This is a genomic window from Tepidiforma sp., assembly GCF_034432735.1.
In the GTDB taxonomy this organism is placed as follows: domain Bacteria; phylum Chloroflexota; class Dehalococcoidia; order Tepidiformales; family Tepidiformaceae; genus Tepidiforma.
On the sequence record NZ_DAOUBJ010000072.1, the window covers coordinates 1 to 11,740 of the forward strand.

Here is an 11,740-nt window from a genome sequence, read left to right on the forward strand (position 1 = left end):
CACCTCGCGCATCGTTCGCGTCAGCTCCTCCGCGAACGGCCCCTTCACCTTCTCGATCACCCGCGTAAATGCCGCATCGATACCGAGTCCCGCCTCCACAGACGCCGTGATTAAATCGAACGCATCCGGAAGCGACTTCCAAATCTCCTTTTGCCGTCGCCGGATGCGCCCGAGCAGAAAAATGCGCGGCGCGTAGAGACCCAGCCCCGTCAGCACCGTGAACACGAGCAACGTCCGCTGCGCATCCAGCCCCGCCCCGAGCGAATACACAAGCCCGAGGAGAGGAAGCAGCCCCGCGAACACCGCAACCATCGCGATGAACTGGCCCGGCTTTAACCGCAGTCCGGCCTGCACGAGCGCCAGCTCCACCCGCTCCTCGATTGACGATGGAAGGATCGAGTTGATCTGTCGGTTGATGCTCCGCAAAAGCGGTTTGATCACCCGTTGACTGAACGCCGCCTCAGGATCCGGTAACGCCTCCTTTGCCGGCCGACTGTAGCGCAGCCCGCTGAGGCGGACATCCATCGCCGAGTTCCCCGCCGAGCGGTACATTAACCCGTAGGTCATCAGCGTGATGAACAGAAACGTACTGAAGGCGATCAGGAGCTCCATCGCACTACACCTCGATGTTCACGATTCGCTGGATGATCAGATAACCGATAACCTCGCTCACGAACGCGCCCATCAGCATCAGACGCCCGAGCGGATCGGTGAACAGAAGCCCCGTGAAATCCGGACTGATCATGTAAAAGATGATCAAAAGACCAATCGGGATGCCGCCAATGACGTACCCCGTCATCCGCTGCTGCGACGTCAACGTGCGAATCTCACCCTTGATGCGCTCACGCTCCCGCATCGTGTGGGCCACATTGTCCAGAATCTCTGCCAGATTTCCGCCCACGCTCCGCTGAATGAGAATCGCCGTGATGACAATGTCGAAGTCGGGGCTCCCGACCCGCTCGTTCAGCGCCGCAAGCGCCTGCTCCACACTCGCCCCCATCGCCACGTCGCGCAGCGTCCGCCGAATCTCCACGGAAAGCGGCGCAGGAATCTGCTCAGCCGAGGCCTCCATCGCCTGGAGTAGGCCAAAACCAGCCCTCAGCCCACTCGAAAGCATCTGCAGCAGCTCCACCAGCTGGCCTTCCATCTTGTGCAGCCGGCTCGCAATCCGCCGCTTCAGCCAAAAACCGACGAGCACCCAACCCAAAGGCGCCAACATCATTCCCAGAATCGGGAGCGGCAGCAGAACCACGCCCACGAACGCGAACAGCACCGAAACCACCACGCGGAGCGTGAAGAGCTCCTTCGCATTCAGCGTCAGCCCCGCACGCTCCAAATCGCGCGACCAGTTGGCCGCCAAATTTCCCGAGATCAGCGTAATCCCACCGAAGTTGACCGACGCTCGGCGCCGAAGCCGCGCGCGGGTTTCCTGCGGCAATTGGGCCTCCGTCTCGCGCAGCCGCTTCAGCCTCGCCGACGCCTCCACGCTGCTCCCGCCGTAGCCGAAAAGCCACAGCAAAAACAGCGTCCCGAATACCCCAGTCGAAATCGCGGCAAGAATCAGCATCGCTCTTACCAGCCTTCCCCGCCGCCGAACAGATTGCTCGGCAGCTCGATACCCGCGATGGCAAATTTGTGCGCGAACCCCGGCCGAATACCCGTCGGCCGCATCGAACCATGCACTTTCCCGTCCTCGTCCACCCGGTCCAGCTTGAACAGGAAAATGTCCTGGAGCGTGATCGTCTCCCCCTCCATACCGCTCACCTCTGTCACGTGCGTCACCTTGCGCGAGCCGTCCTGCAGGCGGCTCAGCTGGACGAAAATGTGAATCGCCGAGGCGATCTGCTCCCGTATCGCCCGCGACGGAAGGTCCATCCCAGCCATCAACACCATGTTCTCCAGACGGGATAGCGCCTCGCGCGGATTGTTCGCGTGAATCGTCGAAATCGAACCGTCGTGGCCCGTGTTCATCGCCTGCAACATGTCGAACGCCTCCTCACCGCGCACCTCGCCAACGATGATTCGGTCGGGACGCATGCGGAGGCAGTTCCTCACAAGGTCGCGCTGTTTGATTTGATTCTTCCCCTCGATGCTCGCCGGCCGTGCCTCCAACGTAATCACATGATCCTGTTGAAGCCGGAGCTCCGCCGGGTCTTCGATCGTGATGATCCGCTCCGTATTCGGAATGAATGCCGACAGCGCATTCAGGAGCGTCGTCTTCCCGGTGCCCGTACCACCCGAGACGATGATGTTCAGATGCGCCCGCACGCACATCGCCAGGAACTCGGCCGTCTGCTCGCTCAGCGCCCCCACCGCGATGAGGTCCGCCATCCGCATCTTGTCCGCGCGGAACTTCCGGATCGTGATCGTCGGCGCCTTCGGCGAGGCGGGCGGAATCGTTATGTTCACGCGCGAGCCGTCCGGCAAACGGGCGTCCACCATCGGGCTCGACTCGTCGATCCGCCGGCCCAGGGGAGCCACGATCCGCTCGATGATCCGCATCACGTGTTGCTTGTCGCGGAACCGTACCGGACTCCGGAAAATCCGGCCCTCCCGCTCGAAGTACACCTTGTCGACGTCGTTGACCATCACTTCCGAAATCGAGGGGTCGCGCAGAAGCGGCTCCAGCGGCCCAAGCCCCAGCGCCTCGTCCGCCACCGCCTCTAGCAGCTCATCGCGCGACATCCCACCCAGTTGGAGCCCTTCCTGCACGAGCAACTCGCGCGCGGCCTTGATCACCGCCTCGCGCTGCTGCTCCGGCGCCAACCCCTCGAGCGCACCATGTTCGAGTTCCTCGATGAGCAGTTCGTGCAGGCGAATCTTCGTCGCCTCGGCCACCGCGTTGACCCCTTGCGCCCGCCCCCCTGGCGCATCCACCTGAACAGGCCGTACCGGCCGCAGCGGCGGCCCGCCCGGGGGTTCAGCCGGCGGCCCCGACTGCTGGCTGCCACCGGAGCGAAGCAGGCCACCCGAACGCCCCTGCCCGGGAATGCCCGGCGGCGTCGGGGGAGTGGCTGGCTCCACCTGCCCCCATGGCCTCCCACTACCCCTCGCCGCGCCAAACTGGCCCGATGGGCGCAGCTTCAGCGCCTCGGGGTTGCCCGGTGGCGGAGTCGTGTCGTCACTCCCGCGCGGCGGCTGCGCCCTCGGCCCATCCGATGGCCCCCCGGGCAGAATTCGGCGACGCGCGCCCCAGCCAAATGCCGGGCGCTCCTCGTCTCCCGCTGCTCTTCGATCGCGAAAGTCATCCGGCATGGCCCCATCCTCCATGAAAGGTCAACTCGCTACGCGCTCTTCCGGAACAGTCCGCCGAGCAGCCCGCCCAAGCCCCCGCTCTTGCGCGCCCTCGACCGCGCCCGAATCCCAGCCAACGCCCTGGCAATCTCTCGAATCTCCGTCGCCACACGACTGTTCGGCCGGCTCAGCACGATCGGCCGGCCCAGCTGAGCCGCCTTCACGACCTCCGTGTCCTGCGGAATCTTCCACCATAGGTCCGTATCCAGCGTCCGCTCCACATCCTTCTCGCGGACACCCGTGTCCACCCCGGCACGGTTCAACACCACCTTGATCCGCTCGTCATCGTGCCCGAAGCGCTCGTACAGCATCTCGAGCGCCAGCACCGTGTCCTTGATGCTCGCCATGTCCAGCGTCGTGATCAGCAGAATCATCGTGCCGACTTCGATCGCCGCCGCCACAATCTCGTTGAACGTCCCCGGGGTATCCAGAATCACGAAGTCGTGCGTCTGCGAAAGAATGTCCACCACGTCCCTGATGTGCGCCGAACTCAAATTTCGCCAGTCGCTCGGTCGCGTCGGCGCCGGCAAAATCCGCACCCCCGAATCGTGCTCGACGAGGTACTCCCGCAACGTATTCCGGTCCACGTTGTCGAGATTGCGCGCCAGGTCCGCAATCGAGCGCTCCACCGGGATATCCATCGTGATGGCCACATCGCCAAAGCGCGTGTCCATGTCCACGAGCGCCACCGTCTGGTGCGCTTCCGTCGCCAGCGCCACCGCGAGATTCGAGGCAATCGTCGTCTTGCCGATCCCGCCCTTCGCCCCAAAGACCGTGATCACCGTCCCTTGCGCCACCGGGTCCGCAAGCTCACCCCGCCGACGCATCGCCGCCCGCTCCTTCTTCTCGAGGACATTCATGATCGAAGCCTCGAGCTCCTCCGCGTTCAGCGGCTCCACCAGGTAGTCCGAGGCCCCGCCCACCATCGACTGCCGCATCAGCCGGATATTCGCCTCCGTCGAGAACACGATCACCGGCAGGTCCGGCAGGCCGTCATTAATGCGTGAAAGCGTCTGGATCGGCCGCACGAGCGGCTCGTCGATCCGCATCAGCACCAAGTCAGGTCGCATCTGGAAGCAGAGCGCGAAGGCCTCCACCCCGTAGCCGGCCGTACCCAGGATCCCAAAGCCGAGCATCTGGAGCGTCTTCGCCAGCTCGGCCGAGCTCTCCCTGTCCGGGTCAATCACGAGAAGCTGCGGTACTCGTGCCATCGTCGTCAGTTCCTCCACCGTCTGCACCCCGGCGGCCACCAGGGAGCCTTCGTCGTCGTTTTCGAATCGCGGGGGCCGCGGGCAGCGTGCCCCCGCGCGCTGTGCGCCTCAGGCCAAGGCCATCACCGCACTGGGAAGAGGTCGTCGTACGTCCACACCTGCTTCCCTGTAATCGGATCGGCGTCGCCCTTCTGCCGTGGCAGAATCCGATACTGGCCCACGTCGTCACGCATCGCGTCGATCAGCGCGACCTTCGCCGCCAGGTCCGGCGGCAGCGCAAGCGTGATCGAAATCGCCTTCTCGTATGTGGCAGCATCCTGCTTCACCGCGCCCGAGCTCGTCGCCGAACTCGCCGGCGAGCCCGTCCCGGCGCCCCCGCCCGAGCCACTCGCGCCATCGACCTTCGGGACGGTCTTCACCACCGTCTGCGCCACCGCCAGCACCTCGACGTCCTGCGCGATGTACCCAGCGACAACGTTCGGCTTCTCCTCCCCCGTCAGCGGGTCCACCTTGCTCAGCGTCGTGATGCCCAGAATGTCCACGCGGTCGCCTGGCTGAGGGAGCCCGGCCGCGATCCACGCCTCGTGGGGAACCTGCAGCGAAATCGCCCGCATCCCCTGCGGAACCTTGTATGCCAGTGTGTCCTGCCCCACGTAGGTCGTCACCTTCGCATCGATCACCTGCTCCCCCGCGAACATCGGCGCCGTGGCCACCTTCCCCACCAGCGTCGAAAGCTCGCTGTCCTTCACCCGCCCCGGCAGGAGGGCCGTCGCCGGAATGGTCCGGGTCGCCAGCATGTCCGACGTAATCTTCTCCCCCACCGCCACGTCCCGCGTGAGCACCACGACCGTCTCCGCCCCCTCGCCGGCAAAAATCTGGCCATCGACGTTTTTGCTGTCCCCCCGGCTGTTCAGGAAGGCAAAGACGAGCAATGCGCTCAGGAGACCGAACGCGCAGGCGAGCAGAAGCACGCCCTTGTTCCGATTCGAACCACTGGTAGCTGCCGCAATCGATCTGTTCACGTGAGAACTCCTCCCTTTGCAATATCGGCGGTCTAACGCTTCCCCTACAGGCCGCCCCTCGAAACGCTCGAGAAAGCGACGTCCCCGCCCAAGGAAGGCGGGGACGCCCACAGCGCGCCAAGCCCTGCGCCCTACCGCACGAGCGCAATGTGCGTCTGCTCGGCGACCGCTTCGAATGCCTCGTCGAGCTGCGCAGTCGTTGGTGCCTCGTAGAACTGCCCGCCGCCAATGGCCGCGATGTCCCGCAAGAACTGGCGGTTCAGGTCGTCACCCAGTCCAATCGTGAAGATAATGATGTCGCCGTTGGCCGCCCGCTGCGCCTCCTGGCGGGCGTGATTCTCCGCCGTCGAAACCCCGCTCCCCGTCGAACACGAGGTGCTGTTGTAGTTCGCGGCGCTGTAGGTTGCACTCCCGCAGTACGTATTCGCGATGCCGTCCGTAACGAGCACCAGCACCCGTACGGCGTTTGCCCGCTTCCCGGGCCCGTCCAGCACTTGCCGGCCAACAGCCAGCCCATGAGGGATGTTCGTGGCCCCCGCCGGCCAGAGAATCGCATCGAAGCTTCCCCGGACCGCCGAAAAATTCGAGGTCAGATTCTGGCTGATAGCCGCAGTCGTCGAATACCGAACGGCGCCGATCTTGTCGTAAGTCGGATCGAACAGCGTCGTGAAGTACTTCGCCGCATCGATCGCCGCATCGAACGGCTGGGCGGGTCCGTTCTGCGTTGTCGTCGGCGTGTAGTAGCTCGCGAGCTGGCAGTAATCACTTGTCGAGCTGTAGCCCGTCCGGTTCGCCCATACCTCCGCATTGGCCGCATGCGAGGTCGCCGTCGTCATGACTCCGGTCGCATCGTTCCGCTGGCCGCGCTGAACCGTCAGCGTGTTCGTCGAGACGTTCACCCCGGTGATGCGCATCAGCTCGTTATCGATCATGATCATGCCCGCCCGCAGCCCAGAGGCAGATCGCTGCCAGTACGGCGTCGTCGAATTGAACGTCGTCCCGAAATTGCTTCGATTCGTCGAAGCATTCGTGCTCGTGAAGATCCGAACGTCGTTCAGCTGGATCGTTGTCTGCGTTGCATTGATGTTGGCCGCCAGCCGCGGGAAATTGAAGCCGCCCGCCGGCGTCAGTCGGCCAGGACTCATCATGTACGCCCCAGAGGTTTCCGTCTGCCTGAAGCTGTCGAAGCACATGGACCCGGAAATGTCGAACACCACGACAATGTCCAGCACCTGAGACTCCGCATCGCCGGATGCCGAAACCTGCCAGTGGTCCACCCCGAAGAGCCGGGCGAACCAGGTCGGAATGTCCGCTCGCGCCTCCACCCGCACCGCCTTGTTCCCTTCGGGGTACGTCACCGCGAACTGAACGTTGGTCCCCTGGCTCCGAATGAAGCCGCTGTTGTCCATCCAATACTCGGTCGCCTTCGCAGCCGCGTCGGTTTGACTCGGCATGCTCTGGGCCGCGGCGAGCGCCGCCGCATCGACAGCCGCCTGCATCTGCGTACGCGCCCACACGTAGCGGCCAACATCGATGCTCATCGCCACGAACCCGAGAAAGATGAGTAGAAAAAGCGCAAAAAGGGGCAGCGCTTGCCCGCGCTCCCCCCGCGCCACGACCTTGATCAGCGAACCGTTCATGCTCGCCCCCTTCCTCGTCGATACCTCCCGGGCGCTACTCCAGGCGCATCGATGCATGCGATCGAATCGTCAAATTCGCGAGATTGCCGCCCGAAACCAAGTTCACCATGTCGCCAATCGGCGTAACCCATTCGAAGTCGTACGTCACATCGACTTCAACCATCGAACCGCGAGAACCCTGAACATTCGTCGTGGTGATCGTTACTCTCGATGGATCGATGTTGCACTGGCTCGGATAGTTGGCGCAGAAGCTGTCGTACACCCGGTTCTGCACGGTCGTCAGATCCGACTGCACCGCTGCCACTCGCGCACCTTCACGTGCCGCATTCGTGATCAAAAGCCAGGTGTGAAACGCCCGCCCGAACTCCACCATGCTCATGAACAGCAACACGAAGAGCGGCAGAATCATCGTGAACTCCACGAGCGACTGCCCGGTCTCCGTCTCCCGGAAGCGCCGCAGCAACCGCCGCAACGCCGAACGCCGGGGCTCCCCCGGCTCACCCATCGCCCCACCAGGGGCTTCCATTCCCGCCACGTTCATCGTTGCGGACTCCTCCTCGATGCCCGAAGGGGTGGGGAACTGGCGTGCCCCACCCCTTCGCTGCGGTGTGCCATGCCGGTTCACCCGGCCCAGCGCCTAGATGCTGCCAGCGACGTTGTTCAGCGCGTTGGCAATGTTGCCGCCAAGGAGCGTGAGGGCGCCGATGCAGACAATCGCGATGAGGGCGAGGATCAGGCCGTATTCGGCGAGACCCTGGCCTTCCTCGTCGCGCGCCTGCCAGGCGACGACCTTGCTGACGGCCCAGTTGCGAAGCTTCGACATGTCGGTACTCCTACCTTCCTTGTGGGGTCCCTGCCCCGGGTGTGTCCCCCTCGATGTCAGCGTCCGAACTACGGGCCGTCCGGCCCGGAGCCGTTCTGCGAACCTTCGCGAACCCCTTGCGGGTTTGGCCGTCGCCTCGGTCGCTTCCCGGCGGGGCGCCACCATCGGTGGAGCTACTCGCAACTTCGGCGGCCCCCAAACCGCCCAAAAGGCCAGTCACCCACGTGCAACCCCATCTTCTCTCACCCACCGTCGCCATCTACGCCCTGCACGCTTGGCTGCCCCCTGCCGACCTTTCCTAGTGACGGCCCCCCACATCTCGAATCACCGAGGACCACGGATGCCCACAACTGGAGACGCCACGCCTCCGCCACCACCGTCACCCTGGCGCCGGCGCCTCTCGATGGCCCAAGACGCCGCACTTGTCGTCGTCAGCGCCCTCTTCTTCTACGCCCACGGCCGCTCCGCCCTCGAAGGCCACTCGGCGGCCAGCGCCTTCTTCGCCGTCGAACAAGCGCTGCTCGTCGGCATCTTCCTCACCCGTCGTCGGCCCATCTACACCTCCACGCGCTTCTACGATTGGTGCATCGCAACGGTCGGCGGGTGGTTCGCCCTCGCCTCCCGCCCCGCCCCGAGCGACGGCATCCTCGAGGCGTACGGCATCGGCCTCCAAGTCGTCGGCCTTACCTGGGTCATCGTCAGCTTCGCGACCCTCGGCCGGAGCTTTGGCGTCGTCGCCGCCAATCGGGGGCTCAAAACCGCCGGACCTTACCGCCTTGTCCGCCACCCCATCTATCTCGGCCACAACATCACCCTCGCCGGGTTCTTGCTCGCCAACCTTTGGTGGTGGAACGCCTTCGTGTTCGCCACCGTCCTCGTCTTCCAGGTCCTGCGCATCCAGGCCGAAGAGCGCGTCCTGCGCGCTACCAGCGAGTACGACTCATACGCTCGACGCGTCCGCTGGCGCCTCCTCCCCGGCCTGTACTGACCGCGCCTCGCCGTAACCACGCCAATGTTCGCGGCCCGCCAACGCCCGTGTCGAGGCACCGCGAGATGTACCCCCTCGGAACCGTCTCTGCCGCCACGCCCGAGTCGATGGCGCCTGTGCGGCCAGTTCGCCCCTAAAATCAGCCGGGCCAGATTCCTGGAGCGGGCGGCGGGAATCGAACCCGCACCTCAACCTTGGAAGGGTCGCGCGCTACCACTACGCCACGCCCGCACTCCTGCCGGTGCGCCGCCCACGCGTCATCATCCTACCAGAGCATCACCGTTCGTTCCCGAATCGCGCACTCCCGTTATCATTGTTCGGCCGTGCGAGTCCTCATCATCGAGCCCTTCCCCGGCGCCCGCTGGCGAAGCATCGCCAGGTACGCCCAGGGCATCGATACCGCGCTCCGGGCCGCCGGCGCCTCCGTCCAACGCGTGCAGGCTCCCTGGTGGAATCCCCCCTCGCTGCTCGCCGGCATCGCCCGCCAATGGCATCGATCCCCGCAGGTTCGCGAAGCCCTCACCGGCAACGTCGACCTCGTGCACATCGTAGATCAGGCCCTCGGCCACCATGCTCGCCGGTTCGCAGGTCTCGTACCCACGGCCGTCACCGTCCACGACCTCCTCTCGCAAACCCTTCCCGCCTACTACCGTGGCCCGGCCGCACCCCTGAAGCGCCTGCTCATCCGGAAGCCGCTCCGCAGCCTGCCCGTCGCCCACCTCCTCGTGACACCATCCCAATTCACCGCCCGTGAACTCGCGAACTTCCCGAACATCGACCCTCGCCGGATCGTCACGGTCCCCAGCCCGCTCGACCCCGCCTTCGTCCCCATCGACCGAACGGAAGCCAGAGCGCGACTCGCTCGCCGCGGCATCGCGCTCCCCAACCGGCCGCTCATACTCTCGGTGGGACACACCGGACGCTACAAGAACCTTCCAGCGCTTCTCGCCGCGATGGAGCGCCCGCCTCTCGCCTCCGCCACGCTCGTGCGGGTGGGCCCATACCTCGCGCCACGCCGCTTCCCTTCCGCCCGAACGCTTTCCCATCGAGCTCGACTCATCGAACTCGGGGCCGTCGAAGACCACGTACTCCGTGAACTCTACGCCGCCGCGGATGTTCTCGCGCAGCCATCGCTCGCCGAAGGATTTGGGTATCCCGTGCTCGAAGCCATGGCCATGGGGCTCCCGGTCGTCACCAGCGATGGCGGCGCCTTGCCCGAAATCGTCGAGGACGCCGGACTGCTCGTCCCCCTCGCGGCCAACGATTTCCCCGGCGCGCTTGCCGCCGCGCTCGGTCGCGTCTTGTCCGAACCGAGCCTCGCCGATTCCATGCGCGTCCAGGGCCGGAAACGGGCGGCCGCCTTCGCTCCAGAAGTTACCGGCCGCCGCCTGCTCGCTGCCTACACGTCGATGGCGTAACGGCCGACCGCGCTACGATGCCGCCGTGGGTATCGCCGCCGGCAGTCTCCTGACGCTCGCCTTCCGCTTTGGGTCCACCTTCCTCTGGGCAGCCATCGGCATCCTCACCGCCCGGACACTCACCGTCGAGGAGCGGGGCGCCTACGCGTCTGCGGTGGTCTTCACCTCAGCTGTTGGCGGGATTACCGGCCTCGGTGCAGCCACCGGCTATTTCGTGGCCAATCGCCGCCGGGCGCCAGCCGAGGTTGGCGGCAACGCGCTCCTCCTCTCGGGAGCGGCGGCATCCCTCGCACTTATCGGCGGCCTTGCCGTATGGCTCCTACTCCCGGGCGAACCAGGCCGCCTCGGGTTGATGGCCGGGCTCCTCCTCCCTCCCAACATCATCCGCAACACCCTCAACGGCATCGTCCTCGGGGAAGGACGAGTCGCCAGACACAACCTCATCGGCAACCTGCCCGTCGTCATCGGCTTCGCCTTCCTCACCGCCGTGCTACTCGGTTCGGGCAACCGGACAGCCCTGGCCGCGCTCGGCGCCTGGGCCGTCGCACAGTACCTCTCCCTCCTCCCGTTCGCACTCGGCAGCCCAGGCTGGTGGACGTGGCTCCTCCGCCACCGCCCCGACCCAGCGCTTCTCCGGGGCCTGCTCCGATTCACGCTCGTGAGCGGACTCGCCGGCGTTGTCGGTCTCCTCAACTACCGAATCGACCTCCTCCTCGTGGTAACGCTCGACAGTCGCGAAAGTGCTGGCATTTACGCGTCAGCCATCGCCGGCGCGGAAGCCCTGTGGCTCTTCTCATCCTCCATCGCCATGGCCTCCTTTGCCCGGGTTGGCGCCGAGTCGCGTCCGGAAGCCGCTCGCATCACGGCCCTGGGCGTACGCCACACCCTGCTCATGGTCACGTGCGGTGCCGCTGTCCTCGTCGCAATCGCACCCTGGGCGGTCGTGGCCCTGTTCGGTCCCGATTACGCGCCCGCCGCCTTGCCCCTGCGCATCCTCTGCATCGGGACCCTCCTCTATGCCCCCCAGGCGTTGCTCAACAACTACTTCGCCAATCAGCTCGGCAGACCCGGCATCGCCCTCGTCCTTGGTCTGCTCGCACTCGCTATCAGCGTGGCCGCCGGGGCACTCCTGATCCCGACGTTCGGTTACGTCGGCGCCGCCTGGGCAACCACCGCGAGCTACCTTACCTCCGGCGCAGCTGCCATCGCCCTTTTCCTGTGGCTCGCGCCTGTCTCCGCTCGCGACCTCTGGCGGGTTCGACGCGCCGACCTCGAGCGCTACCCGGCGCTGGCCCGCGACCTGCTCCTCCGCGTTCGGCGAGGCGGAGCATAGGCGGTCGCACC

10 protein-coding genes, 1 tRNA gene and 1 pseudogene are annotated in these 11,740 nt (G+C 65.5%); 3 read left to right on the top strand and 9 right to left on the bottom strand.

All coding sequences use genetic code 11. The features are described 5' to 3' along the window. The 8 genes and pseudogenes from VAE53_RS07300 to VAE53_RS07335 all read right to left on the bottom strand — a co-directional run. A pseudogene (locus VAE53_RS07300) lies at nucleotides 1-612 on the bottom strand (hypothetical protein); the annotation flags it as partial. Nucleotides 613-616: 4 nt separating this feature from the next. After that, entirely contained in the window at nucleotides 617-1,567 is a 951-nt protein-coding gene (locus VAE53_RS07305) for a type II secretion system F family protein (protein WP_322818709.1), read from the bottom strand. Nucleotides 1,568-1,572: 5 nt separating this feature from the next. Next, a complete protein-coding gene (locus VAE53_RS07310) occupies nucleotides 1,573-2,838 on the bottom strand; it encodes a CpaF family protein (RefSeq protein ID WP_322818710.1) in 1,266 nt (421 codons plus the stop codon). Nucleotides 2,839-3,284: 446 nt separating this feature from the next. Beyond that, nucleotides 3,285-4,544, bottom strand: coding sequence for a P-loop NTPase (locus VAE53_RS07315; protein WP_322818711.1), 1,260 nt, complete (start codon nucleotides 4,542-4,544; stop codon nucleotides 3,285-3,287). Between the two features lie 83 nt (nucleotides 4,545-4,627). Then, nucleotides 4,628-5,527 (bottom strand): Flp pilus assembly protein CpaB, encoded by a 900-nt coding sequence (gene cpaB / locus VAE53_RS07320; RefSeq protein ID WP_322818712.1) that lies wholly within the window; start codon nucleotides 5,525-5,527, stop codon nucleotides 4,628-4,630. Nucleotides 5,528-5,658: 131 nt separating this feature from the next. Beyond that, complete coding sequence (locus VAE53_RS07325; protein ID WP_322818713.1) at nucleotides 5,659-7,167, bottom strand: vWA domain-containing protein; 1,509 nt, start codon at nucleotides 7,165-7,167, stop codon at nucleotides 5,659-5,661. 34 nt (nucleotides 7,168-7,201) lie between these two features. Next, nucleotides 7,202-7,708: a TadE/TadG family type IV pilus assembly protein gene (locus VAE53_RS07330; protein ID WP_322818714.1), complete on the bottom strand. Its 507-nt coding sequence runs from the start codon at nucleotides 7,706-7,708 to the stop codon at nucleotides 7,202-7,204. A 96-nt stretch (nucleotides 7,709-7,804) separates the two neighbouring features. Further along, nucleotides 7,805-7,990 carry a Flp family type IVb pilin gene (locus VAE53_RS07335; RefSeq protein ID WP_322818715.1) on the bottom strand — a complete coding sequence of 62 codons (186 nt, stop codon included), beginning with the start codon at nucleotides 7,988-7,990 and terminating at the stop codon, nucleotides 7,805-7,807. A gap of 403 nt (nucleotides 7,991-8,393) precedes the next feature. On the opposite strand from VAE53_RS07335, the gene VAE53_RS07340 reads away from it, so the two are divergent. Continuing rightward, nucleotides 8,394-8,978, top strand: coding sequence for an isoprenylcysteine carboxylmethyltransferase family protein (locus tag VAE53_RS07340; protein WP_322818716.1), 585 nt, complete (start codon nucleotides 8,394-8,396; stop codon nucleotides 8,976-8,978). Nucleotides 8,979-9,135: 157 nt separating this feature from the next. On the opposite strand, the gene VAE53_RS07345 is transcribed toward VAE53_RS07340, so the two are convergent. Continuing rightward, nucleotides 9,136-9,209: transfer RNA gene (locus VAE53_RS07345), tRNA-Gly, on the bottom strand. Nucleotides 9,210-9,301: 92 nt separating this feature from the next. On the opposite strand from VAE53_RS07345, the gene VAE53_RS07350 reads away from it, so the two are divergent. Continuing rightward, nucleotides 9,302-10,396 (top strand): glycosyltransferase family 1 protein, encoded by a 1,095-nt coding sequence (locus VAE53_RS07350; protein WP_322818717.1) that lies wholly within the window; start codon nucleotides 9,302-9,304, stop codon nucleotides 10,394-10,396. Between the two features lie 25 nt (nucleotides 10,397-10,421). Next, complete coding sequence (locus VAE53_RS07355; RefSeq protein ID WP_322818718.1) at nucleotides 10,422-11,729, top strand: polysaccharide biosynthesis C-terminal domain-containing protein; 1,308 nt, start codon at nucleotides 10,422-10,424, stop codon at nucleotides 11,727-11,729. Nucleotides 11,730-11,740 lie beyond the last annotated feature (11 nt).